The following is a 25,229-nucleotide window of genomic DNA, read 5'->3' as shown; positions in this document are numbered from 1 at the left end:
CTTTCGCGACGCGCAAAAAGGCCTTAGGATCATTGCAATCGCCGCTGCCCTGGCCATGTGTGATCTATGCGTATTGTTGTATTCTTCCTAGTAAACGTGCTCGTCGCTACAGCCTTCGGGATCTGGACCGCGTTGCAAGGTCACGATGGATGGACAGTTTTTCTACGCATAGCGGCTGTCCTGATCGCCTTGCAATTGGCTTATGTGATTTGGATCCTGATAGTGTCACGGATGAGGCCGAGCACTGGGTCTGAGCCTTCAACCCACATCAAAAGCACCGCCTCAAACGGGGTCGGTGGTGAACCGGTCACCGCGACCCGCGACGGTCGTAGCGGACCGCGCGGTTAAGATCGGATCCTGCACAGGACGGGTCGGCCACGGAAACGACGCGATCAAATGAGCCTCTTGCTGCGTCCAGCCATCTGGGGGTGGAACCAATTCGGCATCGGTCCAGCCCGGTACAAATCCCAACGCCTCCAGTCCGGGGCGTCCGACAACACGTAAGCGTGCGTTGCCCTTACTCGCCAGCGCTGTGACGCGTATTGCAATCGATGCCGTCCAGCTCAACGGATCTTCCGGAACGGCGACTCTCACCCAAGTCGCGTCTCCGCTCTCAGATGAATTTTCACCGGTCAGAAGCAGATGTGGCTTCGGTTCAGGCGTGCTCGCTGTTGCGATGCGCCGGGTTAGGCTTTGGAACGCCGCACGGGCCAGCAAGCTTAGGGTTCCGGGATGTTTCAAAGACAGCGCAAGGGCTTTGCTGATCGAGCGCGATTTCAGCAACACGACAAGTTTGGCAAAGTGATGTTTCAGCCGCAGATCCCGCCGACGACTTTCGATGTAAGCTGGCATACGTTGAAATACGGGACTGATCTCAGCTTCCAGTTCGTCCAATGCTCTGAGCATCTGCGCGGCACTCTCATCGGACAGCCTGTAGGAAATCGAGCCTGAATGGCGGCGATAAAGGTAGTAGGCATCCGGCACCACCGCCAACCGTGCCCCGGCCAGGCAAACGCGCAGAAGCAGGTCAAAATCTTCGCCGACCCGCAGATAGGATCGGTACCGCATCTCTCCCAACACCTCTCGCCGCAGAATAGGCTTGAGATAGCCGACAGGAACAGGTGGCCAGCCGCTTTCGGCGCGCATAAGATCTTCGGGGCTGGGTAGCCAGACCCGCATCAAGGCCAGGATCCCAAGCACGGATTTTCCGCTTTCGCCACCGAAATGGATCAGGTCATCCGCCACGATATCGACGTTCAAAACCCGCGCTTGTTCGATCAAGCGTTCCAGACGCGCCGGGTGCAACAAATCATCTGCATCAACAATGGCGATCCACTCTCCACGGGCGACGTCCAAAGCCCGGTTGCGCGCCGCCGCAGGTCCGCCCGTCATTTGCGATGTGACGACACGCACCCGTCTATCACGCGCCGCCGCCCGTTCGGCCACGGCAAGACTGCCATCGGTTGAGGCATCGTCGGACAGGATCAGTTCGATGTCGGACAAGCTTTGATTCAGAACAGAGGCCATCGCCTCTTCCAGGTAAGGCCCTGCATTGTGAAATGCCATGATAACAGACACGATCGGGGCTGCGGCAGGCTTGGTCTCCGCGTGTGTCATTCAAGCCTATCTCCTCTGTCGTGGCGAGTAGGCCCGCCTATCGAACGCTATTATTTCGTCCGCTATCGCAAAGACCATGCTCCGCTTGTGCAGCGTTTCCAAGATGTTCTGCAATGCCGCAAAGGCCGGGCGACGAACCGCCGATTTGGGGCCAATCCAGAGGATTTTTGTCGCAACGCAGCATTCTCAGGCATCATTGTAATATGTTGAAATATAAAGCCGCTTCGGCCCAAACACCTGCTCGCTTCGCCATTCCGTGGTTGGTGGTAAGTGCCATGCTCGGCGCCGCACCTGCCGCAGCGCAAAATGGGGCGGCCTTTCTGGAAACCTTCGACAGCTTTGACACTGATCGTTGGTTTATTTCAGACGGATGGTCCAATGGCGATTGGATGAATTGTACATGGTCTAGCGATGCGGTGAGCGTCGAAAACGGGAACCTTGTGCTCAGCTATTTCGAGGCCGACACTCCGTCCGAAGGATATCTCTGTGGCGAAATTCAAACCCGCGAGGAGTTCGGCTACGGCACCTACGAAGTCAGCATGCGCACGATGAGCGGATCGGGCTTTAACGCTGCGTTCTTCACCTACATCGGCCCCGTCCATGACCAGCCCCATGATGAAATTGACGTCGAAGTCCTGCTTCAGAACACCGATGAGGTCACGTTCAACACATATGTCAGCGGCGCGCCGGAGAACGGCAGCGTCGCAAGCCTGCCGCAGGCCTCCGACGACGGTTTTATTCACTACGCCTTCACATGGTCGAGCGATGGGATCCGCTGGTATGTGAATGGCACCGAAGTCCATCGCACCGAAGATGGCGTTCCGCGCCCAGCGAACAACCAGAAAATCTATGCAAGCCTTTGGGGCAGTGAGACCTTTATCGACTGGATGGGGCCATTCGACCCCGCCGCTGTTCCAATGGACCTTGAGGTCGACTGGATCGCCTTCACACCCATTGGCGGCGACTGTGCCTTCCCGGAATCGGTCCTATGTCAGCTGTAGCGAGATGAGCGTCCAATCCACAGGGTTTGGCCGCTTCAGCGGCCAAGGCATCAATGTTGATGTTTGCCTCGGCACGACTGCATTGGTGTCGCTGATCGCGATACCAATGCTTGGCAGTCTCGCCGCGCTTTTGTTCCTGTTGGCGGGCTTGTCTTTGATCGCCTTGCGCCCGAAAGCGGCCATTTCGGACCTAGTGGAGTTCAAGGCACTGCTCGTGCTACCCGCCTTCTGTCTGCTGAGCATTCTGTGGTCGGATGTTCCATCAAGCTCGATGCGCTTTGGCCTACAATTGGCAATCACCCTTGCGATTGCAATCGTTTTGGCGCGGCGCATATCACTTTCGATCTATCTTACAACCATGATGACAACCCTGTTGATTGTCGTCACGGCAAGCGTCCTTATCGGGCATTATCGCAGCGATACCGGTGCACTGGTAGGCTTTTACGGCAGTAAAAACGCGATGGGCATGGCAGCAGCCTTCCTCGCCTTGCTCGCTATGGGGAACATCAATCTAAGACATTGGCGTCGCCGACAGACATTGGTTGCTCTTCTGGGTTTGGTGACCGCCCTGGCTGCCGTGGTGCTGGCTCAATCCGTCAGTGCGCTGATCGCGTTAGCTGTCGGGTTCGGCGTTTTGGGCGCGGTGCAGATCCTGCGACCATTGCCGCCCATCGTACGGATCACCTCGGCCATTGTGATGACGGTCCTGACGACACTCTTCGTTTTGCTGGCCGTGGCAAATCTTGACGCATTGGTCGACCTTATCCTGGACTTAACGGGCAAGGATCTTACCCTCACCGGACGGACAGAATTATGGGCGATCGCGTCTGAGCTCATCGCGCAGCGCCCCCTACTTGGCATCGGATACCAAGCCTTTTGGGTTCCGGGAAATCCAATTGCCGAAGCAATCTGGCGGCAGTTTGGCATCGAAAACCAAAGCGGCTTTAGCTTTCACAACACTTATCTTTCGAATGCCGTGGAAATCGGCATCATCGGTGTTGCGATCCAATCGCTTATGATTGGCTCAGCCGTTTTTATGACGGCAAGACACGCGCTGGCCAACCGCGACAGAGCCTCGGCAACATTGCTTTCGTTGGTCGCGATGATCGTCTCCATGACGCCAATCGACACACATATCTATTTCCAATTGAGCTTGGCCAGCAGCATCATGGTGTCAGCCATTGTGCTCACCACAACGCGTCAAACGAAGGTGCAAAGGCCGCCTAGGGCTCGGTCTGTGGCTCGATTTGTACGGGCGGCATCAAATAGCGCTTAACCGGGCTCGGCGATTGATCACGTCGCGGTCGCATCGCGGCCAACTTGTCTGACATCACGCCTTTTACAATCGGCGGCATATTTGTCGGCGGCATCAAGGCAAATCGCGCGGCGCCCAACAACCCGGCTTCGGCCTTTCGATCCAAAAACGCTCGCAACAAGTAACGCGCACGCAATTGACGGCGATGGTGCACCATCGCAGGTTTTGCCGGGTCGGAGGCCGCCACCAAACCGATGTGGCGTTCGGCCGCCTGCAAAAGCGCGTGCAGATCTGTGGTGCGATGCGACGAGCTGAGCGAATTGGACCGCACACGCGCAGCATATCCCACATTTCGCGACACCCGGAACCGTGCCCCATGAAGCAGCGCCCGTACATACAGGTCGTAGTCCTCACCCAGCCGCAAATCTGGATCGTAGCGAAGGCCATGCGCCGTCAGAAACTCGCGTCGCATCACCGGTTTCAAAAAGCCCAACTCGCCGCGCTGCGCCCCACTGCGCGACAGGTTTCCAGCCACAAAGTCAGCCAAGTTCAAAGACGAGGTGGCGACGGCTGCGCCGACCGCCTTCGGTAGACGCAAAGAACCATGATCGTCTTCGGGCACGAAGACGATGTTGTCGGCGATCAGATCCCAATCCTCTTCTTGCAGCATATGACGGAACCGACCATCAAGATAGCAATCGTCAGCATCCAGGATCGCGATAAAGGGTGCGGTTGATTGCGCGATTGCCATGTTCCGCGCGGCGGCCGGCCCATGGTTTTCCGACAATCGCAGGATGCTGAGCCGCGCGTCCCCCGAGGCGGCTTGCGCCGCAGCTGCCGCGGTTCCATCAGCGGAAGCATCGTCAACCACGACAACCTCAGCAACCTCTGCCTGCATCAGCGCCGAGGTGACCGCGGCACCAATCGTAGCTGCGGAATTGTAAGCTGCGATGATCACGCAAACGCTGGCGCCGTCTTTGTGCATTTGCACGATCTCCATCATGATCAAACCCGTTTCGCGTTATTTTAGGGGAAGACCAGGTTTCATTCGCGCCCGATATTGAGGCAACCCAGACAGCATCGGCGAAAACACTCCGCTTTGTCGGCGGGGCATCGCCCATACCTCTGATGGTACAGCGCAAGGGATAATATTACGCCGTCGGATCTTGAAAAAATCTGCGATAATCAAAGGCATGACCGTGTACGAATCCCGAACTGAAATCAAACGTGATCTGCGACGCATCGGGGCGAGCGCAAAGCGCGTGCGCTTGGGCAAAGGCGCCTTGCAATGAACCAAAACGTCAAGATGGACCACCAGCCTTTCCCGCTATCCCCGATCCGAATGGCGAAGGACGGGCAGCCTCCCATCAATGCGGTGTTCGCGGGCGGCAACGGGTTTCCGCCAGAGGATAGTGGGGGCGTGCAAAGCAGCACCCACGATCTGGCGACACGGATGGTCGAAGAGGGTCACAATCCCAGCGTTCTGGCACCGCTATATGGGAAAGGTCTGTTTGGACTGATAGCGCGGACGCGGCTAAAAATATCCGGCAAGCCATTTGCCCGGGACATGAAGTCAGGCTACCCCGTCAATCGCGCGTGGTTTCCGGAAGAAACCGTCAGCAATCTGGTCGATCAAACCGCACCCGACGTGGCCATTGTGCAATGCCATGGCACTGTACCTATCGCCCAAGCCTTCCGGGACCGTGACGTACCGCTTGTCATCTATCTGAGGAATGTTGAATTTAACGAGCTTGGTGGCGATCTTTCCGCGCTTAGGCACGCCGAATTCATTGCCAATTCGGAATTCACTGCGCGTACCTATCAGGAGGCGTTCGGCATCGCGGCGACCGTGATCCCCCCCACGATCAATCGTGAGAAATATGAGGGCCCGACGTCGGGGGACTTCGTGACATTTGTGAACCCGGTCGCGGAAAAGGGTGTTGAACGCGCCATCGAGATTGCAGCGCGCTGCCCCGACATCCCGTTCTTGTTTGTGGAAAGCTGGTTATTGTCGCCCTCTGATCTCAAGTCGCTCGGCGAGGCGATCCGCCCTTACCCCAATATCCGCTTCGAACACCGCACCGACGATATCCGCACCATCTACGGGCGCACGCGCATCGTACTCGCGCCAAGCAAATGGGCAGAGGCTTGGGGCCGGATCGCGTCTGAAGCCCATTGCAGCGGAATACCTGTAGTTGGGTCAACCAGTGGCGGCCTGCCTGAGGCCATCGGCCCGGGCGGTATCGCGCTGGATTACACGGCACCGATTGACGATTGGGTCGCTGAGGTTCGCCGCCTTTGGGACGATCCGCATCACTACAGGCTGCTGTCAGATGCTGCGCGGATCTATGCGCGCCGCTCTGAAGTGAACCCAGAGCTACAGTTTCAAACCTTTATGACTGTATTGCGCCGGGCCATTGATCGGCACCGGCGCGGGATCTGAACACACAAACACCACCAGTAGCGCGTTGAAATGTCCCTTACATTCAGGCGGAGAGCGGTATTCCGGGCTTACATCTAGGACAGTGAAAGACTAACAATAAGAGCCTCGGCTGGTTGCCATGGCGTCTAAGAGATGTCTGCACCGATACGCTTTACGTTCAAGGAAGACACATACTTCAGGGCTATCTAAGGCGGCCTTTTAGTAGGATCCGCGTGCACCCAGTACGACTGGCACGGTTTTGAGCACAATCATAACATCCTGCCAGAGGCTCCACCGGGTTACGTATTGCGCATCCAACTGGACACGTTCTGAATAAGAGGTGTCGCTGCGCCCGCTAATCTGCCAAAGGCCCGTTATGCCAGGCCGGGCAGATAGATAGAGTGGTGCGCTGTCCCCGAACCGGACCAATTCCGCATCCACCACAGGGCGCGGACCGACAAAGCTCATATCACCCAGAAGGACATTGAATAGCTGAGGCAGTTCATCGACGCTGTATTCACGCAAGACGCGCCCCAGACGCGTCACCCGCGGGTCATCTTTCAGCTTTTGCGTTGCATCCCATTCCGCGCGCAATTCAGGATTTGACGCCAAGCACTCAGACAGAACGCGGTCGGCATCCACACACATTGTCCGGAATTTCCAGCATTTGAACGTGTTGCGGCCAAATCCAACGCGTTCATGCCCAAAGAACACGGGGCCGGGACTTGTCAGCTTGATTGCGAGAATGACGAACAGAAGAAGTGGCGACAAAACCAACAACGCGAACAACGCCATTGAAAAATCCAGGCAGCGTTTCGCAACACCACCAACGGCAAACGCCGGGGGCCAAGTGATCGCGCCTGATGGCTTTTCCAAACCGGCGATCACAGCATGCTGCCGAACTTCGATCTCGCCTCGAGGCGTGTCCATCATCGTCATTGCGAAAGTCTCCAGTTTGAGCGCGTCGTTGTAACTACTGACAGAGGCCGTCTCGCAAGTGCAGCATTTTCTCGAATTGACGCTGTGCTGCGGCATCTATCTGCCGAGCGCGATCGGCGCGATCAGCGACAATCCACTCGATCCAAACGTTACTGACAATGTGAAGCACAGCATGTAGATATACGCGAACACCAAAATGCAATATGTTGTGGTTAATTCACTATATCTCTTTCACAAGATCATCAATCAAAATTGCCTTAAATCAGGCGAACCTGCACATAAATTGGATGGTTTCAAAACGCAGCGTTCCGAATCTTTCATTAGAAACGAATTCGGCAACGCAGCGGCCCAGGTTACTCCGCGGCGTCCACCAAATCTCTGGCTTCCGGCGGCAAGACCGGCGCAAGCAACGACTCGAGTTCTTCTGGGAACATGCGGAACTTGCTTTCCGGCATTTCCAAAAGCCGACGCGATGCCTCGGCGATGGCGGCGGGCGTCAAGGAGGTCAACAATTCCGTTAACAATCCAACTGATGGCTCATCTATGACAAAACCCATCCGTTCTTCGGCGATCCGGCGTCCGGTTTCGGTGCCAGCTACCGCGATCGAAGGGCAGGCGTGAAATCCAGCCTCGTAGATCCGGTTGGGCAGCAGCCAATCACTATTCGCGCCGCGCTGCCATAGATCCTGGCTCCATACCAAATCACAGGATGCATAGATCGGGCCCAGATCATCGGGGTATTTGTAAGGTCCAGCGTGTGTGATGTTGTCATGCGCAGCGACGATTGCATCAAAATTCTCAACCGCATGGTGATGCACGTTGCCGTGAAATACCACTTGCAGCTTTGGCCCAAGGTGGAGGGCCGCGGCGGCCAAAAGATCCAAGCTTGTCTGACAACGCAGCGAACCGACCCAGCCCAGGACCAGTGGGCCATCCACCGCAGCCTGTCGCGGCGCACTGGGACGCTGAGAAGACCCTTCCTGCTGCCATATCTTGTTCTCAACCAACGAGACAGGTCCATCATAGCCTTGAATCGGTCCAAAATAGGCCCGCAAGAAGCCTGGCGACGACACGACGAGAAGCGCAGTTCGCGATAGAAGACGCCGTTCCAGCCAGCGCATCAACCGGCCAATCATGTCAGGGCGCGTGAACAGCCCGTGGATATCCAGACATTCATAGACCAATCGCACATCTTTGCGCTGCGTCAGCGCGCGCACCGCCCAGGCCATAGCCAGCATATCAAAATTCCGAGCGATCCATACGTCACTGTCATCCAGAAACTGCCGTTCGCGCCAGCATCGCAGCACGGCGCGCCCCAACTGCCCGAGGCGCTTTAAGAAATTCTGGTTTGTCGTCTGGCCGAGCTTGAGATTTGGCCAAGCAGGCTCAAAATTGAGGTTCATGTTACGACGCCGGAACGAAACTGATCTGACGTCGTGACCAAGCCATCGCACGCTTTCGATACGGCGGATCTGAGAGGCTTCGGCAAGATCGTATGCAAAGAAGGTGACTTGGCCCACAGGATGCTCTCCGGCTGGTGTGCCGCACGTTAGGAACAATGACGCATCGCACCGCAAGCCTGCCCTAACCGGTTGCGCGGATCACCGCTCAGAAGACCGCGCAAAGGTGGCGCGGCTTGGCTCAACCGCACCCAATATTGGGCGGCATGCTCGCATAAGCGGCAAGTTCAAAAAACGTTGGCGCCCACAAAGACCGCAAATGCTAAGAAACCAAACGTTCGCCTTGGCTGTGGCGCGCTGAAATGCAATCCACCAAGAACCGCGCATCTTCGGCGACCCCCAGAAACCGGCCAGAGCCCCAGGTATTTAGCCAACCCAGGCCTAGAAAATAGACGCCAGGCACATCACACACACCACGGTGAAAGACCGGGCGCCCCTGGCTATCGAAGACATCCAGATCGATCCAAGTGTAGTCTGGCCGGAACCCGATGCACCACAGAACCGACGTGATGCCACGTTCCGCAAGATCGATTTGCGTGACTTCGCGCTGTGGCCGCCAGACCTTTTCAAACGCGGGGTCTTCTGGTGCATCTATGCCATGCTGTTCGATATAGGCGTCGATCGTTGCCCGTATGTTGCAATAACTGGCATCGGCATCATCCAGGTTTGTCTCCAGATCTGGCAAGAATTGTGCGGTCGTTCCACCAAACCCCGCGAGGCTGCCGTAAAGCTGGACGCCATCGCAGGCGAATTGGCGTAGATCAATCTCATGCCCGCCATCGCGCCCGGTCATATAGTGATTGGTCTTCGCGCGCGCTTCTATACCCAGCGGATGGTTGTCGACCGTCAGATCGTAATGCCCCATATCAAACAGCCAATCGGTGGCATCGCGTCCGCGATACATACGTGGCGACCGAGGCGCCGGGCCGACCGCCAGATGCACCTCCCGCCCTGCGATGCGCAAATCCTCCATCAACTGCACACCGGATTGGCCAGTGCCGATGACCAGCGTAGCGCCATCTGGCATTTGCTCCGGGTTGCGATAGTCCGTGGTTTGAATCTGCTGGATCGAGGGATCGAGATTGGCGGCATAGGGCGGAATGATGGGCGTGTCGTAGTCACCGGTTGCAATCACAACCTCATCGGCGATCCATTGGCCCGCGCTGGTCTCAATGACAAACCGCCCGTCATATCGGCGCGACACACGGGTCACGGTCACGCCTTCGATCACCGGTGGCGCGAAGCTGTCCGCGAACGCTTCCACGTAGTCAACGATCTCGTCTTTCAGCATGAAGCCGTGCGGATCGGGCCCGGCATACGGAAAATCAGGAAGGCGGCATTGCCAGTTTGGCGTGACAAGGCAGAAACTGTCCCAACGCTGGTCACGCCATGCATGGGCGATCCGGTGCTTCTCCAACACCACGTGATCGATATCGCGTTGCTTAAGATAGTAGCTTGCCGACAAACCGGCCTGACCACCGCCAATAACAACGCAGGAAATCGAAGTTGATGTATCGGTCATTGGGCGGTCCTTTCCGTGTTGGAAGATGGTGTAATGTCGAGACAGGTAACGATCGCGGTGTCCGCGAAACCCGCTGTGGCGTAGCGATCTTCAAACGCCTCTGCCTGTGCGAGCGCGAGACTGCATGGGCGCCCGTAGATCTGCTCCACCCGCGCGCTGGCTTGGGTCAATGCACGGCGCGCGCGCGCCATGAAATCCGCAACCGTATATCGGCCGCCAATATGAAGGTGGTCAGCGATAACCGAGGATGGGGAATAACAATGCTCGATATGACCGTCCGGCCAACGAATGCGAAACCGGGTTTCAGGCATGGGCAAGCTCCTTCGGCGCGAGCCCCATGTAAGGGGTATCTGCATGGTCCCAGAAGGTGGCGGTATGAGTATGCGCGGCCAGAGTGAGGGCGCTGCCTTCGGTCACAACACCAATCGCGGCGGCTGCAATGTCTCGCCCCGCGAAGGCATCGATGATCCGCGGCGCATCCACAGCCTTGGCTGTCAGCAAAAATCCAAAGCTGGGAAAGCTGCGAAGCCACCGATCCAACGGGACATCCGGCGGTCGTAGAATGCTCTGCAAATCCACGCGCATCCCCACACCCGAGCATTCCCCCAGCATCAAGGCCGTTCCAAGAATGCCCGCCTGACTGATATCCTTGCACGCGCTGATCCACCCGGTCGCAGCAAGGTCTGGCAAAAGCGCGGCATCGTCACGTAAGCGTTTATGGGGCGCCTCCAGCGCGGCCTGCCAATTGTCGAAAGGTGGGCGATAAGCGCCGCGATGATCGATGGCACAGATCAGCACATCGCCAGGGCGCGCATCAAAGCTGGTCAACAGATGGTGCGTATGGCCCAAAACCGACACAGACAGGTTCAGCTGATCAGCTCCAAGATTGCTGTGCCCGCCGACAATCGGCACGCCATATGCCTTCGCGGCGGCGGCCATGCCTTGCAACGCCGGCTCTGCAGATGCGGCGTCGGGCGCCCAAATCGCGTTGACGACGGCGGTAGGTGTGCCCCCCATGGCCAGTACATCGGAAATGTTCACCATCACCCCGCACCAGCCCGCAAACCATGGATCGGCCTGCACAAAGCCGGGAATGAAGCCCTCAATGGCGTAGAGCGTCCATCCTCCGTGGCCATCGGGCAAGGCGGCGCAATCGTCGCCAGGATGACCCACAGCGTGTTGATCAAGTCCCAGCCCGGCGGAGACCGCCGCAATATCGGTCTTTCCCGTCACACCGCGCAGACCCGCCAAATCCCTTGCAAACGCGCGCAGGCCCTCGGCCGAGTTGATATTCGGCTGCCGGCTCATTCAGCCGCCATGAGTGGCTTGTCGGCCGACAACGGATCCATCCCCGGCGGATAAGCTGCAAGATCCGCCTGCATCTTCACATGTTCGATTCCATGGTGCACCTCATAGGCCAGGCTTGCCCAACGGAGTTTTTGAAACAGTGGCTCGTTTTGGATCTGCACATGGGCCAAAAATCGATCACATCCGTGCGCATTCGCGGTCGACACCGCGCAGCGGATCAAAGCTGCGCCAAGCTGTGCAACCCGTCGATAGGGGCGCGCCACGGCGAGGCGGGACCCCCACCAAAGATGCGGCGCTTCTTCATGAATGCGAACCGTGCCGACCACCTGAGCATCCGAGGTCAAGGCAACAATTGTGGTCGCATAGGCATCGACCGCGTCGTGATCGTCGCTCTCGAAAAGCTCTTGTTCGTCGCAAAAGACCGTCCGGCGCAAAGCACTCGCGGCCTGATGCTCTGCCGCACAATCCGCCAGTTTTACCACATAGGTTGTTGAGCTCGGCAATGGACTATGAAAGCTCATGCGGCAAACTCCTTGATGCGAAATTTTTCGTAGGTGGAGAGCGCAGAACAGGCGCCGCATTTCGCGCAGCCTGCTTTGGCCTTGGTCGCTGCCAGGCCAGCCTTGATGATCATTCCCGACAGCGGCTCAAGAATGGCATTCATGAAATCGCTACTGGGCGACGGATGGCTTTCCAGCGGCGTACCCGACACCGGGACAAATGGCACCACAAAGGGATAGACCCCGATGTCGACAAGCCGCTGTGACATATCGAGGATCTGCGCGACGCTATCGCCGAGCCCCGCAAGAATATACGTCGAAACCTGGCCCGGCCCGAAAATCGGCACTGCCGCCCGGAATGAGGCAAAGTATTTCTCGACACTGACCTGCGCTTTGCCTGGCATGATGCGCTGACGCACCTCGTCCGAGACGACCTCCAGATGCATACCTAGACTGTCAACGCCCGCGCCTTTCATACGTTGCAACCAGATATCATCCTCGGGTGGCTCGCATTGCGCCTGAATAGGCAGGTCTACCGCCGCTTTGATCGCGGCGGCACTTTCGGCCAGGACAGCGGCCCCACGATCCGGCCCTTTCGGCGTCCCCGTGGTCATCACCATATGCTTGACGCCATCCAACTCGACCGCTGCCTTTGCGACTTCGGCCAATTGGGTGGGTGTCTTGTGTGCAACCGTCCGTCCCGCAGCGAGCGATTGACCGATGGCGCAGAATTGACAGGTCTTGGTCCGGCTTTGATATCGGATGCAGGTTTGAAGCACCGTCGTCGCCAGCACGTCACGCCCGTGCAACACCGCGATCTTGCTAAAGGGCACGCCATCGGCAGTGGTCAGATCCGAAAACTTGGGCTTTGACGGGAAGCTCACACGCGCAACCTCTTGCCCAGCGCGCCGTATCAGCGCTGTGCCATCCGCATCTGGCGCCTCGACGACGTATGGGCTGTCAAAGGCTGGCGCGGTGTGAACCGGGATCATTACGGTCATGTCGCCAATGGTGACCGCTTTGTGATCCGTGGGACCAGCGCCGCCACGGCGGCTTTCATGGCCGACACTGGGATCGACCAAGCGCATGCCCTTAGTTTGCAATTCGTTGATCAGCGTCTCATTGAACAAGGCGTGTCTCCTCGGCGGGCGGATCAGTCGGCTCTGCTTGAGCAGGGTCTGGCGCAGTCTGCGCATGGCGGGGTTGCGTGGGCCGTGCATCATGGACCAGATGCAGCATTTCGGGCCGCGCGTAATGACCGACGCTATCCATCATCCGCTTGCGCTTGGTGATCAGTTTCATATCCAGATCAGCGATCAAGATGCCCTCACCCTCGGTGAGCGGCGGGACGACATGACGCCCCTCAGGGGTGATCATGCAGGTCATGCATCCATCACGCAGACCCTTTTGCAGCTGGGGATCATCGGAGATCGACTTGATTTGGTCTTCGGTCAGCCAGCCCGTCGCATTGATCACGAAGCAGCCCGATTCCAGTGCGTGATGCCGCATCGATACCTCGATCTGCTCGCCAAAGATTGGCCCGACCAATGAGCCGGGAAACTGAGCCACGTGAATTTCTTCGTGTTGGGTCATTAGTGCGTATCGCGCCAATGGATTATAGTGCTCCCAGCAGGCCAACGCGCCAACGCGGCCGACGTCGGTTTCGACAACCTTCAGACCGGCACCGTCCCCCTGCCCCCAAATCATCCGTTCATGATAAGTGGGCGTGATCTTGCGGCGCTTGAGGAGCATCTGGCCATCGGCGTCGAAGACCAGTTGGGTATTGTAAAGCGATCCGGTGTCGCGCTCGTTCACGCCAAGCACTGTGACCAAGCCCAAATCCCGCGACAGTGCCGCAATCGCATCGGTCTCGGGCGACGGAATAGTGACCGCTTCGTCGTAAAGGCGCAAATGCTCTGCGCCTTGCAACATGGGTGGCAGAACAAAGGAAAAGTAAGGATACCACGGGACAAACGTTTCCGGGAAAACGACGATCTGTGCGCCCTGCGCTGCGGCATCGGACATTGCATCGTTGACCTTGGCAAGGGTCCGAGCGCGTGACGTCAGATCTGGCGCGATCTGCACGGCGGCTGCACGGACAATACGAGGGCTCGTCATGGCCAAAATCCTTCAGATAGGCGAAGCGTGAAGAGTGGCCCGGACCTGAAACAGGCCCGAGCCATTGTCTTTACAAAGTCCACGTGTCTTGGATGAAAGCGCCGTCTTTGCGGTGCAGCAGAACGATATCCAAGACGTCCTGTGGCGCGATCGGTGTGATACCAGGCAAAAGCGATTGTTCGCCGTGACCATACAGCGCTTGAAGCGCGAACCGGCATGCGTAAACCTTGCCGCCTTTATCCATGAATTTCTTGAGGTTTGCGGCAAAGTTCTGATGCCCGGGAAAGGCATCATCCCCCAAAGTTGGAAATCCGCGTTGAATGCCAAGGGTCACGCCAGGGCCGTAGAGCAGGATAGATGTATCGAAGCCCTTCTTCAAAAGCCGTTGACCGACCAGTATGTTCACCAACCCGATCGAGCCTTCGAAAGCCACAGTGTGAAACGTGATCAACGCTTTTTCGCCTGGCTCAGCCTGAACGTCCTCGAAGACCTTGTCTTCGTAATCCACGAAATAGTCGCCGTCTTTGTATGGTTCTGTTTTGACCTCAGGCATCCGGGCCGTCTCCTTCGTTAAGTACGTCTCTCAGCGCGATTCTGGCGCTCACCACATGCAATCGCATAGCAAATTGCGCCACAATTGTATGCATACAATTTCATGCAAAATTTGCGCCATCTCAGCACTTTCTAAGGCGTTTCAACCTCGATATGCTTGAAAATTGGGCGTATTAAATCAGCTTTCTAAGACTTACTCGGTCAATCCGATCAATTGACATCGCTGTGCGGAATCTCCTAAATTGCGCCAATTGTATGGAGGTGCCCGTGGCGCTTTGGACCCCGAAGATAATCAGCGGCTCGCAACCCGCTTACCTATCGATCGCAGACGCGATCTCGCGCGATATGGAAACCGGCGCGCTGCAATCGGGCGATCGATTGCCGCCCCAGCGAAAACTGGCGGATTTGTTGGGATTGGACTTCACCACCGTTTCGCGCGGCTACAAAGAAGCCGAGCGTCGCGGCCTTGTGGAAGGTCATGTGGGGCGCGGAACGTTTATAAGCGGCGCACTTCCCGACGGTGATGTCACAGATCCCATGCGCACCGCTCAGGTAGACTTAACAATGAACCTGCCACCTGAGCCGAGCGATCCGGATCTGATCAATCGCATGCGCGGCGGTCTGGCAGATGTCTCCGCCAATCTGGTCTCACTTCTGCGCTATCAATCCGGCGTCGGCAGCGAAAAAGACAAGGAGGCCGCCTCAATCTGGTTATCGATGCGTGGAATGGTGCCGCGCCTGGATCGGATTGCCATCACGCCGGGCGCACATCCGGCCATCGTGGCGATCCTGCACACGATCGCCGCACCCGGCGACGTTGTGGCGTGTGAGGCGATCACCTATCCCGGTATCAGGCGGATCTGCAAACAGCTGAACCTCAATCTGGTCGGCCTCGCTTTTGATGAGGAGGGCATCCTTCCCGAAGCACTGTCAGAGGCGATCAAGGATCACGGACCCGTCGCGCTGTATCTCAATCCGACACTCAACAATCCGACCACCCGTACAATGAGCACCGACCGGCGCATGGCGATTGCGCGTATCTTGCAGCATCACAACCTGCCGCTGATCGAAGATGACGCCTACGGATTTGTTCCCGCCCGCGCGCCCGCGCCGCTGGCCACCATGGCGCCCAACCTGACGTGGCATGTGGGCGGCTTGGCCAAATGCATCGGTGCAGGTTTGCGGCTGGCTTATGTGGTGGCCCCGGATAGCCGACAAACACTGTCCTTAGAACAAGCGCTGAAGGCGATATCGATTATGGCCTCGCCCGTAACCATGGCGTTGGTCACACGTTGGATCACCGATGGCACAGCGGATCGCATCCGGCGGTTCGTCCGAAAAGAGGCTGCAGCGCGGCAGGAAATTGTAGCGAAATGCCTGCCGAACGCGAATTACGTATCCGATCCGGAAGCCTTCAACATATGGTTGACTCTTCCTCACGGATGGCACCGAGCGGACGTTGTCGCGCGTATGGCGGGCCGTGGCCTTGGGATCGTGCCAAGCGACGGATTTGTGGTGACCGACGAACCAAAAGAACAACTCCGCATCTGTCTTGGCGGACCGCTCTCGCGGAGCCGCCTGCATGAAGGCTTGGAGTTCCTTGGCCATACGCTCGATTTTGGCCTTTGGGCGGAGTAAAGCGCTTCTGACTGCCCGACATCGCCAGCCCTTAAGGTTTAGCAGCCGGAAGAGCATGGAGAATACGAATGCGCGCGGCTTGCGGCGATGTGGATCGCTATCCTAAGCCACGCTGTTCAGTTTAGGATAACCAACTGAAGCATTCGAAATCAGGCTTTCAAAATTGAACACCAAACTGAATTGGACGGATTACGAGACGGTGCTGCAGATCGCAGAGACAGGGACGCTGTCGGCGGCTGCGCGACTGGCGGGCTCCAGTCATCCAACAATGTTTCGCAGAGTAAACGCCATTGAGCAAAAGTTGGGCGTGCGATTGTTCGAGCGTTTTCGCACAGGCTACCAAGCAACACCCGCCGGCGAGGAAATTGTCGCAACCGCGCGTCAATTTGCCCAACTCGCCAACGAGACAGAGCGGCGTGTATCAGGGCGCGATCTGAGGCCGTCCGGCCTGGTTCGTATCGCGACCACCGACACGCTTCTATACGGCCTTCTGGCACCCCGACTCGCCGAATTGCGCGAACAAGAACCCCAGATCTCCGTGGAAGTGGTCGTGTCAAACGAGGTCGCGGATCTTTCACTGCGTCACGCAGATATCGCCATTCGTCCGATGCTTGCGCCAGACGGATACCTAATCGGGCGCCGGTTGGGCACGATACAACAATGCGTGTATATCCATCGCGCACATCATACAGCCACTGCAAAGACGCGGGACTTAGCAGATTTGCCATGGGTCGGCCCAAGCGCCTCCATGACTTATCCGCAGTTTCACGCCTGGCTCCGTGAACACCAGTTAGATGATCGTTGTGGATATCGGGTCGATAGCTTGCTGGGCATGTATTCTGCAGTCCGAGCGAAGATTGGAGCATCCATCTTGCCGATCTATCTGGCCAAGCAAGATCCCGATCTGGCGCGCATAGCTGACGCTATCCCCGATATGGCTGTAGATTTGTGGCTACTCACGCATCCCGATCTCACGCGTGTAGGCCGCGTCAGAGCAGTCCTGGACCACCTCGCGAAATCCGGAATTGCGCAGGCTCTTTAGGGTGAAAGCCCATCAGGCAAAGCTTTGGCGTCCAAACCTGGCGCACAGAAATTGCATGTAGAATGGAAAATCTGATGGCTACCTGCCATCGTTATGGGTCGCTAATGATCGGCTCGGATGAATCTGCCCTTTCATAGTTCGCAACGGGCAACTTCAATTGGCTGAGGGCGTCTTGTCTTTGCGATTGCGCAGCGTAAGCCAGACTGACAGGGCGAGGAAAGAAACAGTTGCCAAGTAGAGCGCGACAGATATCCAGCTTGAGATCAAGACGCCGTAATCGCCACCCGAAATCGACAATGCGCGGCGCAGGTTGTTTTCCATATCCGCCCCCAGCAGCAAACCTAGCACCAATGGCACCAGAGTGATGTCGAGTTTGCGCAGAACGTAGCCCAGCACACCGAAACCGATCATCACATACAGATCGAAGGTGGAATTGCCGATCGAATAGACCCCGATGAAGCTGATCGCGACGACCAGTGGTATGAGCGCCCAGGTCGGAATAGCCATCAGCCGCGTGAACAACCCGATCAGGGGCAAGTTCAGGATCAGCAACATCACGTTCGCCATGTAGAGCGACGCGACAAGGCCCCATACAAGGTCCGGTTGCCGTTCGAACAGCAAGGGGCCGGGCTGCACATTCAGCGAGATCAACATCGCCAACATCACCGCGGTTGTTCCGGATCCCGGCACACCGAGCGACAGCATTGGGATCAGCGCGCCGGCCGAGGCGGAGTTGTTGCCCGCCTCAGGCGCGGCGACCCCCTTGGGATCGCCCTTCCCGAAAGTACCGTCTCGGTTGCTCACTTGCTTTTCGATCGAATAGCTCATGACCGCGCCGAGGGATGCGCCAGCGCCTGGCAAGACGCCCGCGACAAAGCCCACGATTGCGCCGCGTATGGTGGCCCAGGCGGTCGAGACGATCACGCGAACTTCCGGGATCCAGGTGGTCAGGCGAATGGCGCTCTCCCGATCCCTCAGCGCGCGCTCCAGCAGAACCATCAGCTCGGATATGGCGAACAGGCCGACCAAGGCAACAATGGGATCAATACCGTCGTAGAGATGAAAAGATCCGGCCGTATAACGTGGGATGCCGGTGGCAGGGTCGAGGCCGATGGTGGCGATCATGAGACCGATCAGTGCCGATAGAAGCGTCTTTCTCGGGTCCACCCCCGCCAAACCGCCAATCGTCGCGAAGGCCATGACATAAAGCGCGAAGTAATCCGCCGGACCAAAGTATATAGCGGCCCGCGCCAGAAGTGGTGCGAAAAGCGTCAGGCCGATGATCGCAACCGTCGCGCCCATGAAGGACGCAACGCCAGAGATCGCCAGCGCATTCGCGGCCTGCCCCTGCTGAGCCATCGGATAGCCGTCGAGCGTGGTCATGACTGCCGGTTCATCGCCAGGGATGTTCAGCAGGATCGAACTGATCCGTCCGCCATACATGCACCCGAAATAAACCGCGCTTAACAGGATCAGCGAGGCAGTGGCGTCAAAGCCGAACGCAAATGTAAGCGGGATCAGGATCGCCACACCGTTGACGGGACCAAGGCCAGGCATTGCGCCGATAAGCGTCCCGGCAAAGCACCCGAACAACAGCAGCGCCAGATGCAGCGGTTGAAGCGCGACCGAAAAGCCAAGGCCAAGGGACGTGAGCGTTTCCATCGAGATTTATCCGCCGAAGAGGGTGCCGAAGAAGTCGATCGGAAGGCCGAGAACCGGATCGAACAGAACCCACAGTGAGAGCGACCCGATTAGACCGATCATCGCGGATTTCAGAACCGGTCCACCCATGATGATTCCGACGACGCAAATAAGAGTGGCGGTGGCTAGCGGAAAGCCGAGGGGTTCGAGCAATACGGAATACGCCACAAGCGCAGCCAGCGCCAATCCCTGCCGAACCAGCCGCGTCGGCCCTGGCCAGCTGACGGTGCCGCCGGGAAACACCACCAAAGACAGTGCAAGCACCATAGCGGGTATGCCCACCATGATCGGAAAGACAGACGGCCCAAGCACATCACCGAAGGGCGCCGTGTAGTTTTGCGCCGTCCATGCGTAGAGCGCCGCGACCAGAAAAATCGCGACGCCCGCAAGCCTGATGCTCATTCAATCACGCCGATATCGCGGGAGATCTCGGCCATGATCTGTTCCTGTTCACGGACATAGGCCTCGAATTCGGCCCCACCGCGCCAGATCGGAACAAGGCCGAATTCGACTGCGGCGGTTTGCCATTCGTCCGAATTATAAAGCGTTTCGAGCTGTGCGACGCGCGCGGTGTAGTCTTCGTCGGACACATCGCCACCGGTATAAAGACCGCGCCAATTGTAGCCCGTGACCTCGATGCCCTGGCTGATCGCCGTGGGAATGTCGGGGAAGGCTGGGATCGGGTCGGTCGACAGGGCTGCAAGGATGCGGATATCACCAGATTCCACAAAGCCCGCGATCTCACCCAGATCCGTGGATACAACATCAAGTTGGCCGCCCATCATCTGCGTCACGGCATCGGTCCCGCCATCAAACTGCACCCAACGCAGCGCTGGCAGATCCTCAAGCCCCGCCTCGCGCGCAACCATCAGAAGGCGGATGTGATCCCAACCGCCCGCGCCGGACGAACCTGCGGTCACAACCGAGGATGGGTCAGCGACAATCGCCTCGTTCAACTGAGCAAGCGTGTCGTATTCACTATCAGCGGCCACTGCGATCACGCCCACATCGGCCCCCAACATGGCAAGATAGCGCATCGTGTCGATGCCCGAGGGATAGCGACCTTGCGCGATCTGCGTGATACCGACGGTCGAGGTCGCCACGAACAGCGACGCATCATCGGACCGTTCGGCACCGACCATCGCGTAGGTCACGGCCCCTACCCCGCCCGGCATATTGGTGATCTGAACGTTACCCTCGACCAGGTCCAATTCGGACAAGATGCGCCCGATCGTGCGGCAGGTGAAATCCCATCCGCCGCCGGGGTTGGATGGTGCGATGCACTCTTCGGCCTGCGCCATCTGCGGGGCGGCGGAAAGGGTAAAAACGGTTGCGGCCGTGGCAAAGGCTGCCTTGACCGAGATAACGGTGCGTACTCCCATTGGTCTTGATCCTCCCTGATAAAACCAAGGCCAAGGAGACGGGAGAGAGGGAGATTTTTCAAGATGCTCTCGGGGAGAGAGCCGCTAAAAGCGCCGATTGGCCAGCCTGTGCGGGAGAAAGCCTAACGTAGGTGACGCGGAAAGCTTGCACGTATCCAACCGTTCGGGAGTATCCACGTGAAAACAAGACAGCTGTCTTCCCCAAGAAGGGGTCCATTCTCCTATTTCAGGGCCAATTCGGGATGGCACCAAGCCATCAGAACAAAGCAGAAGAGCTACCTGAGGCCCAGCCCGAATGCGCAGCCCCCTCTATGTGCTTTGGACGAGCCGATATTGCTGCGCTTTGTTGCGTAGGAATGGCAATCCGTTCTCCATAACCTCTTCGAAACTCTCGGCGACAGGGCGCCAGACGGACAGGCCAAACCCAAGCTCGGGGGGCATGTTGATGAAGCTCTCCATTGCAAGCCCGCCTCGAAACCGGATCGCCGCAAGGGCGCCATAGATTTCGTCCCAGTCGCACGTCCCGGCGCCCGGCGTTCCGCGATCACTTTCGGACAGGTGGATATACCGCAAAAACTCTCGACCATCGATGATGCCGTTGGCCACGCCCTTTTCCTCGATGTTCATGTGATAGGTATCGAGGTGGAGGAAGAGGTTCTCTGCGCCGACCCGTTCAATCATATCCACGCCCTGCCGCGCCGTGTTGATGAGGTGGGTCTCATAGCGGTTGACCGGTTCGATCCCCAGCAACAGATCCAGCGATTTCGCATGCGCCGCAGCGGCCTCTATCACACGAGCGACATTCGACAATTCTTGTACAGTCGGCGGCAGACCAGTGCGCTCTCCGATACCGCCGTAGATAACGCCTGACAGCGCCTCTGCTCCCATCTCCTTGGTCTTGTCGAGCGCGGTCCTGAGAAAGCTAATGGCGCCGTCTGGGTTGACCGAAGCCCAGACCTCTTGCGGCAATCCAAGCGAACAGACAGCGCGCATCTCGTTCCTTTCGAGCAAGGCACGCGTATGCGCCGCATCGACAAGATGGGGCTGCAATAGAGCAATCTCTAGGAACTCCATTTTGTAGTTGACCGCCGCCGCGACCGCGCGCTCGGCGCCTTCACGATCCCAACTCATGGTCCACATGCTTGTGTGAACGCCGAATCCCTGCATCTATCCTCTCCCCCTCGCGAATATCGACAAATGCCCGGCAGCCCGCCGAATGGCCATGACGGCAATCAGGAAAAGGCCCCAGACGGCTGTGCTGAGATGTTGATTGGCCCCGATCAGATTCAGGCCGGATGACAAGGCCTGAAGGATCATCAACGCCAAGACGACCGGAATGACCCTGCCGAACCCTCCGAAGGGATCAAGCCCACCGAGGAAACACGCCAGCACAGTGACAAGAAGCAACGCCTCGCCATGGCCCACCCGCACCGAGTTGAAGCGTGCCGCCATCAGGATCCCTGCAGCCGCACAGATTATCCCCGAAATCGTGTAGATCAGCGTAAGCGTGCGGCGCGTGGGCACCCCTGAATACTCGGACGCCTCGATGTTGGAGCCGATCATGAACACGGAGAAGCCATGACGCGAACGGCGCAGCATAACGTGCCACAGGATAGCCGCAGCCAGAAAGATGAACAGCGGCACGGGAACTCCGAAAAATAAGCCATGGCCGATCGGAGCCATGAAGTCGGGAAAGCCCGATATGTCACTTCCGCGCGTCAGGAATTCGCCCAAACCGCGCAGGAAAATCATCATGGCAAGGGATACGAGGATCGGATGCGCCCCGATATACGCAATCACAAGGCCCATCACCATGCCAGATAGCGCGCCCACCAACAGCGCCGCGACAACGCCCAACGCGAAGGCGCCAATTCCCGCGTCCGGCCCGCCGAAGGCAATCAAGATGGCGGCCAGGGTCAAGCCAGATATGTTTGCGGTGTAGATAATAGCGAGGTTCAAGCCACCCGACAAAATCGGCACCATCATCGCAAGCGTCAACAGGCCAAGAACCGGTAGCTGAAACGCCATTGAACTAAAGTTGGCAATGGTCAGGAACAACGGTGTCGCAAGCGAAAAGGCCGCAACGACCAGAATAAGCGCACCCGCCAGCGGCAGGACCTCTGCCCCCAAAAGCCGATTGATCTGGGTGATGACCTTCATTTCCTACCCTCCGAGGGCCTTGGGGCTGTGAATAGGCGCCCCATATCGAAACGAATATTCGACGATGAGATCGCCACCAGAATCGCGGCGCCGATAATCATCTGGAAAGCGAAAGGTGAGACGCCGAGCAGGTTCAGCCCGTTTTGCGTGATCGCCACAAACATTACGCCAAGGATGCATCCGACAATCGTGCCGCGACCGCCCCCCAAGCGTGCGCCACCCAGAACGACGGCGGCCAGCACATCCAACTCTCGCCCGGCCAATGCGTTGGGGATAACCTCCTTGGCGATGTTTACCTGCATCAGCCCGCCGATACCCGCCATGATGCCCATCCAGCCGAATGCCACAGCTTGCATCAGCGCGATATTCACACCCGCCCGGCGCGCGCCTTCGGGATTATCGCCAAATGCGTAGAGTTGCCGCCCGATATTCGTATATCGGATCAGAATCGCGGTCGCGATGACGCAGGCGATCATCACCCCGACGGAGAGATTCAGTTCCGACCAAACGCCGCTTGCGGATTGATGCTCGAAAATGAAGATCCGGTCCCTCCACCAATCCGGAAGGCTGTAGATGTTCCGCCCCCGTGTGAAGAACATCAAAAGGCCGAAGAATGCGTTGAATGTCGCAATTGTAATGACGATGGAGATGACACCAAGCCCGTGGATCAAGGCTGCATTAATCAGCCCAAGCGCCAAGCCGATGCCACCGGCGACCAAAAAGCCCAAGGCCCAATTGCCCCCCATCGACCCGAAGACCTGTGCCGTCAGATACTGAACGACCGATGCCGCAACGGCGAAGGAGATATCGATACCGCCTGCGATCAAAACGACAAGCAAACCAACCGCCCAGATCAGGTTCACCGCATTGTTGTTCAGCAGCGATGTCAGGTTGGCCAGGGTCAGAAAGCTGTCGGTCGAAAGGGATAGTCCGACAATCAGCAAGATCAAAACAAGGCCAAGTCTGATCTCAACCGGATAGGCGCGTGCAGCTTTACGCATAGATTGCTGTCTCCAACGCCTCGACACTCGTGGTATGTGGATCATATTCGGAGATGATCCGACCCTCCGCCATGTGGATGATCCGGTCGGAATTGTAGAAAACCTCGCTGGCCTCATCAGAAATCAGCAGGATAGCAAGGCCCATGTCGGCGAGGTCCTGCACGATCCGAAAAATGCCCGCGCGCGCGCCCACATCGACACCCACGGTCGGGCTATCGAGGATCAGCAAACGCGGCTCGGTTGCGAGCCATTTTGCCAGGACAACCCGCTGCTGGTTGCCGCCTGACAATGTGCTGACGGCGTCGTCAGGCGATCCGATCTTTATCGACAGATCCCTGATCCAATGATTAACCAGCCGGTCCTTCTTGCGGCTCGAAATCAGGCCGGTCTTTCCCAATATGCGATCGAGAACGGTCGCAACGGCATTGTCGGCAATGGATTGCTGCTGAACCAAGCCAAGTGACAGCCGATCTTCGGAAACGTAGGAGATCCCCAAGCGGATCGCCTCTCGGATATTCCTGGGTTGGATGATGTCTCCGTTCAGGCGGATCTTGCCAGCATCCGGCCGTATCATCCCGATCACGGCATGGGCGAGCTCCGTACGGCCAGCGCCGATCAGCCCGATTACACCGACAATCTCGCCCGCGCGCAGCCGGAGTGAGATATCCTCGAACGCGCCGCGTTTGCTGAGGCCGTCGACCTCAAATACGACAGGCGCCCCTGAGCGGTCGCGTGCGCTCACCTCGTGTTCAAGAAGGTGCCCCGTCATCAATTCGCCCAACCGCGCCTGCGTCATGTTCTCGGTCGGATAGACGCCCTCTAGCTTGCCGTCCCGCACCACTGTCACGCGCGATGAAATCTCCAAAACCTCCGCAAGTCGATGACTGACAAAGACGATGGCAACACCATCTGCGGACAAGGTTCGCACCACGTCCAGAAGCGCATCGGTTTCGCTTTGGGTTAACGATGCGGTCGGCTCATCCATGAAGATCAGCCGCGCCTCCCCCATCAAAGCCCGGGCGATGGCGACAATCTGCCGTTGGGCAATCGGAAGCGTGTTCAACGGGGCATCAAGATCGAGGGTGACGCCGAGCCGCGCAAGCACCTCGCCCGCCCGGGCCCTGAGCTGCGTCATCGCGGTAAGTTTTGGTGTCGTCCCAACCATTTCGTCGAAACCGATATTCTCAGCCACGCTCATATGTGGAAACAGCGCAAGGTCTTGCCAGATCACAGCAATGCCTTTCGCGCGGGCGTAAGTTGGCGACATGCCTGTCTGTGGCTCACCGAACACCTCTATCTCGGCGTCGGGCTCCGGTTTGTGGACGCCGGTGACGACCTTGATCAACGTGCTCTTTCCGCATCCGTTCTCACCCGCAAGGCAGTGGACCTCGCCCACACGTACATCGAAATCGACGCTGTCCAACGCCTGAACGCCGCCAAACCGCTTGGAGATATTCCGCAGCTTCAAAGCGTATGCGTCATTATCGGGCTGATCGCTCATGGCGTCGCACTTTACCTGTGGTCTGCCGACAAAAAGAATGCGTGCCGGGCGGGATGATTTGAAACGGCGGGGTTGGGCCCCACCGCCACAAGCGGTGGGACCCGTGATCG

General features: G+C 57.9%; 23 protein-coding genes. 5 read left to right on the top strand and 18 right to left on the bottom strand.

What is annotated here, in order from left to right; translation table 11 throughout:
- Positions 1–282 precede the first annotated feature (282 nt).
- Complete coding sequence (locus V8J82_RS09730; protein ID WP_339974728.1) at positions 283–1,617, bottom strand: glycosyltransferase family 2 protein; 1,335 nt, start codon at positions 1,615–1,617, stop codon at positions 283–285.
- Between the two features lie 203 nt (positions 1,618–1,820).
- Here V8J82_RS09730 and V8J82_RS09725 point away from each other — a divergent pair, with 203 nt between their 5' ends.
- Together V8J82_RS09725 and V8J82_RS09720 are read left to right on the top strand one after the other, a co-directional pair.
- The gene (locus V8J82_RS09725; RefSeq protein WP_339974726.1) at positions 1,821–2,618 is read left to right on the top strand and encodes a family 16 glycosylhydrolase; all 798 of its coding nucleotides are present in this window, start codon (positions 1,821–1,823) and stop codon (positions 2,616–2,618) included.
- Positions 2,619–2,937: 319 nt separating this feature from the next.
- Positions 2,938–3,894 (top strand): O-antigen ligase family protein, encoded by a 957-nt coding sequence (locus tag V8J82_RS09720; protein ID WP_339974723.1) that lies wholly within the window; start codon positions 2,938–2,940, stop codon positions 3,892–3,894.
- Here the strand turns inward: V8J82_RS09720 and V8J82_RS09715 are convergent.
- The gene (locus tag V8J82_RS09715) at positions 3,842–4,858 is read right to left on the bottom strand and encodes a glycosyltransferase family 2 protein (RefSeq protein ID WP_339974721.1); all 1,017 of its coding nucleotides are present in this window, start codon (positions 4,856–4,858) and stop codon (positions 3,842–3,844) included. The genes V8J82_RS09720 and V8J82_RS09715 overlap by 53 nt on opposite strands.
- Before the next feature lie 303 nt (positions 4,859–5,161).
- Here V8J82_RS09715 and V8J82_RS09710 point away from each other — a divergent pair, with 303 nt between their 5' ends.
- A complete protein-coding gene (locus V8J82_RS09710; protein ID WP_339974719.1) occupies positions 5,162–6,316 on the top strand; it encodes a glycosyltransferase in 1,155 nt (384 codons plus the stop codon).
- 198 nt (positions 6,317–6,514) lie between these two features.
- Here the strand turns inward: V8J82_RS09710 and V8J82_RS09705 are convergent, their stop codons facing one another.
- From V8J82_RS09705 to V8J82_RS09665, 9 genes are all read right to left on the bottom strand, one after another.
- Complete coding sequence (locus V8J82_RS09705; RefSeq protein ID WP_339974717.1) at positions 6,515–7,225, bottom strand: sugar transferase; 711 nt, start codon at positions 7,223–7,225, stop codon at positions 6,515–6,517.
- A 362-nt stretch (positions 7,226–7,587) separates the two neighbouring features.
- Positions 7,588–8,637 carry a glycosyltransferase family protein gene (locus V8J82_RS09700; protein WP_439650052.1) on the bottom strand — a complete coding sequence of 350 codons (1,050 nt, stop codon included), beginning with the start codon at positions 8,635–8,637 and terminating at the stop codon, positions 7,588–7,590.
- A gap of 319 nt (positions 8,638–8,956) precedes the next feature.
- On the bottom strand, positions 8,957–10,216 hold the full coding sequence (locus V8J82_RS09695) for an MSMEG_0569 family flavin-dependent oxidoreductase (RefSeq protein ID WP_339974713.1): 1,260 nt from the start codon (positions 10,214–10,216) through the stop codon (positions 8,957–8,959).
- A complete protein-coding gene (locus tag V8J82_RS09690) occupies positions 10,213–10,527 on the bottom strand; it encodes an MSMEG_0570 family nitrogen starvation response protein (protein WP_339974711.1) in 315 nt (104 codons plus the stop codon). Before V8J82_RS09690 ends, V8J82_RS09695 begins: the two co-directional genes overlap by 4 nt.
- Positions 10,520–11,524 (bottom strand): sll0787 family AIR synthase-like protein, encoded by a 1,005-nt coding sequence (locus V8J82_RS09685; protein ID WP_339974709.1) that lies wholly within the window; start codon positions 11,522–11,524, stop codon positions 10,520–10,522. Before V8J82_RS09685 ends, V8J82_RS09690 begins: the two co-directional genes overlap by 8 nt.
- Positions 11,521–12,045, bottom strand: coding sequence for an MSMEG_0567/Sll0786 family nitrogen starvation N-acetyltransferase (locus tag V8J82_RS09680; protein ID WP_339974706.1), 525 nt, complete (start codon positions 12,043–12,045; stop codon positions 11,521–11,523). Before V8J82_RS09680 ends, V8J82_RS09685 begins: the two co-directional genes overlap by 4 nt.
- Positions 12,042–13,154, bottom strand: coding sequence for an MSMEG_0568 family radical SAM protein (locus V8J82_RS09675; RefSeq protein WP_339974704.1), 1,113 nt, complete (start codon positions 13,152–13,154; stop codon positions 12,042–12,044). The genes V8J82_RS09680 and V8J82_RS09675 overlap by 4 nt, the downstream gene beginning before the upstream one ends.
- Positions 13,144–14,142, bottom strand: a complete 999-nt coding sequence (locus V8J82_RS09670; RefSeq protein WP_339974701.1) for a Nit6803 family nitrilase — start codon at positions 14,140–14,142, stop codon at positions 13,144–13,146. The genes V8J82_RS09675 and V8J82_RS09670 overlap by 11 nt, the downstream gene beginning before the upstream one ends.
- Before the next feature lie 70 nt (positions 14,143–14,212).
- Positions 14,213–14,695: an MSMEG_0572/Sll0783 family nitrogen starvation response protein gene (locus V8J82_RS09665; RefSeq protein WP_339974699.1), complete on the bottom strand. Its 483-nt coding sequence runs from the start codon at positions 14,693–14,695 to the stop codon at positions 14,213–14,215.
- A gap of 266 nt (positions 14,696–14,961) precedes the next feature.
- On the opposite strand from V8J82_RS09665, the gene V8J82_RS09660 reads away from it, so the two are divergent.
- Positions 14,962–16,332 (top strand): aminotransferase-like domain-containing protein, encoded by a 1,371-nt coding sequence (locus tag V8J82_RS09660; RefSeq protein WP_339974697.1) that lies wholly within the window; start codon positions 14,962–14,964, stop codon positions 16,330–16,332.
- A gap of 163 nt (positions 16,333–16,495) precedes the next feature.
- Positions 16,496–17,374: a LysR family transcriptional regulator gene (locus V8J82_RS09655; protein ID WP_339974695.1), complete on the top strand. Its 879-nt coding sequence runs from the start codon at positions 16,496–16,498 to the stop codon at positions 17,372–17,374.
- A gap of 153 nt (positions 17,375–17,527) precedes the next feature.
- Here the strand turns inward: V8J82_RS09655 and V8J82_RS09650 are convergent, their stop codons facing one another.
- The 7 genes from V8J82_RS09650 to V8J82_RS09620 form a co-directional block, all read right to left on the bottom strand.
- Positions 17,528–19,036 (bottom strand): tripartite tricarboxylate transporter permease, encoded by a 1,509-nt coding sequence (locus V8J82_RS09650; protein WP_339974693.1) that lies wholly within the window; start codon positions 19,034–19,036, stop codon positions 17,528–17,530.
- A gap of 6 nt (positions 19,037–19,042) precedes the next feature.
- Positions 19,043–19,477 (bottom strand): tripartite tricarboxylate transporter TctB family protein, encoded by a 435-nt coding sequence (locus V8J82_RS09645; RefSeq protein WP_339974691.1) that lies wholly within the window; start codon positions 19,475–19,477, stop codon positions 19,043–19,045.
- Entirely contained in the window at positions 19,474–20,457 is a 984-nt protein-coding gene (locus tag V8J82_RS09640; RefSeq protein WP_339974688.1) for a Bug family tripartite tricarboxylate transporter substrate binding protein, read from the bottom strand. The genes V8J82_RS09645 and V8J82_RS09640 overlap by 4 nt, the downstream gene beginning before the upstream one ends.
- A 309-nt stretch (positions 20,458–20,766) precedes the next feature.
- Positions 20,767–21,588 carry a sugar phosphate isomerase/epimerase family protein gene (locus V8J82_RS09635; RefSeq protein ID WP_339974686.1) on the bottom strand — a complete coding sequence of 274 codons (822 nt, stop codon included), beginning with the start codon at positions 21,586–21,588 and terminating at the stop codon, positions 20,767–20,769.
- A 36-nt stretch (positions 21,589–21,624) separates the two neighbouring features.
- Positions 21,625–22,617 (bottom strand): ABC transporter permease, encoded by a 993-nt coding sequence (locus V8J82_RS09630; protein WP_339974684.1) that lies wholly within the window; start codon positions 22,615–22,617, stop codon positions 21,625–21,627.
- Positions 22,614–23,618, bottom strand: a complete 1,005-nt coding sequence (locus V8J82_RS09625) for an ABC transporter permease (protein WP_339974682.1) — start codon at positions 23,616–23,618, stop codon at positions 22,614–22,616. The genes V8J82_RS09630 and V8J82_RS09625 overlap by 4 nt, the downstream gene beginning before the upstream one ends.
- On the bottom strand, positions 23,611–25,119 hold the full coding sequence (locus V8J82_RS09620) for a sugar ABC transporter ATP-binding protein (protein ID WP_339974680.1): 1,509 nt from the start codon (positions 25,117–25,119) through the stop codon (positions 23,611–23,613). The genes V8J82_RS09625 and V8J82_RS09620 overlap by 8 nt, the downstream gene beginning before the upstream one ends.
- Positions 25,120–25,229: the final 110 nt, after the last annotated feature.

The organism is Gymnodinialimonas mytili (genome assembly GCF_037544085.1).
In the GTDB taxonomy this organism is placed as follows: domain Bacteria; phylum Pseudomonadota; class Alphaproteobacteria; order Rhodobacterales; family Rhodobacteraceae; genus Gymnodinialimonas; species Gymnodinialimonas mytili.
This window is presented reverse-complemented; position numbering and strand designations above follow the sequence as displayed.

What these genes read in the sequence shown, in the direction of transcription:
- V8J82_RS09730 (WP_339974728.1), bottom strand. Translation starts at nt 1,617, where the DNA reads ATGACACACGCGGAGACCAAGCCTGCCGCAGCCCCGATCGTGTCTGTT.
- V8J82_RS09725 (WP_339974726.1), top strand. Translation starts at nt 1,821, where the DNA reads ATGTTGAAATATAAAGCCGCTTCGGCCCAAACACCTGCTCGCTTCGCC.
- V8J82_RS09715 (WP_339974721.1), bottom strand. Translation starts at nt 4,858, where the DNA reads ATGCACAAAGACGGCGCCAGCGTTTGCGTGATCATCGCAGCTTACAAT.
- V8J82_RS09710 (WP_339974719.1), top strand. Translation starts at nt 5,162, where the DNA reads ATGAACCAAAACGTCAAGATGGACCACCAGCCTTTCCCGCTATCCCCG.
- V8J82_RS09705 (WP_339974717.1), bottom strand. Translation starts at nt 7,225, where the DNA reads ATGGACACGCCTCGAGGCGAGATCGAAGTTCGGCAGCATGCTGTGATC.
- V8J82_RS09700 (WP_439650052.1), bottom strand. Translation starts at nt 8,637, where the DNA reads ATGAACCTCAATTTTGAGCCTGCTTGGCCAAATCTCAAGCTCGGCCAG.
- V8J82_RS09695 (WP_339974713.1), bottom strand. Translation starts at nt 10,216, where the DNA reads ATGACCGATACATCAACTTCGATTTCCTGCGTTGTTATTGGCGGTGGT.
- V8J82_RS09690 (WP_339974711.1), bottom strand. Translation starts at nt 10,527, where the DNA reads ATGCCTGAAACCCGGTTTCGCATTCGTTGGCCGGACGGTCATATCGAG.
- V8J82_RS09685 (WP_339974709.1), bottom strand. Translation starts at nt 11,524, where the DNA reads ATGAGCCGGCAGCCGAATATCAACTCGGCCGAGGGCCTGCGCGCGTTT.
- V8J82_RS09680 (WP_339974706.1), bottom strand. Translation starts at nt 12,045, where the DNA reads ATGAGCTTTCATAGTCCATTGCCGAGCTCAACAACCTATGTGGTAAAA.
- V8J82_RS09670 (WP_339974701.1), bottom strand. Translation starts at nt 14,142, where the DNA reads ATGACGAGCCCTCGTATTGTCCGTGCAGCCGCCGTGCAGATCGCGCCA.
- V8J82_RS09665 (WP_339974699.1), bottom strand. Translation starts at nt 14,695, where the DNA reads ATGCCTGAGGTCAAAACAGAACCATACAAAGACGGCGACTATTTCGTG.
- V8J82_RS09650 (WP_339974693.1), bottom strand. Translation starts at nt 19,036, where the DNA reads ATGGAAACGCTCACGTCCCTTGGCCTTGGCTTTTCGGTCGCGCTTCAA.
- V8J82_RS09645 (WP_339974691.1), bottom strand. Translation starts at nt 19,477, where the DNA reads ATGAGCATCAGGCTTGCGGGCGTCGCGATTTTTCTGGTCGCGGCGCTC.
- V8J82_RS09640 (WP_339974688.1), bottom strand. Translation starts at nt 20,457, where the DNA reads ATGGGAGTACGCACCGTTATCTCGGTCAAGGCAGCCTTTGCCACGGCC.
- V8J82_RS09635 (WP_339974686.1), bottom strand. Translation starts at nt 21,588, where the DNA reads ATGAGTTGGGATCGTGAAGGCGCCGAGCGCGCGGTCGCGGCGGCGGTC.
- V8J82_RS09630 (WP_339974684.1), bottom strand. Translation starts at nt 22,617, where the DNA reads ATGAAGGTCATCACCCAGATCAATCGGCTTTTGGGGGCAGAGGTCCTG.
- V8J82_RS09625 (WP_339974682.1), bottom strand. Translation starts at nt 23,618, where the DNA reads ATGCGTAAAGCTGCACGCGCCTATCCGGTTGAGATCAGACTTGGCCTT.
- V8J82_RS09620 (WP_339974680.1), bottom strand. Translation starts at nt 25,119, where the DNA reads ATGAGCGATCAGCCCGATAATGACGCATACGCTTTGAAGCTGCGGAAT.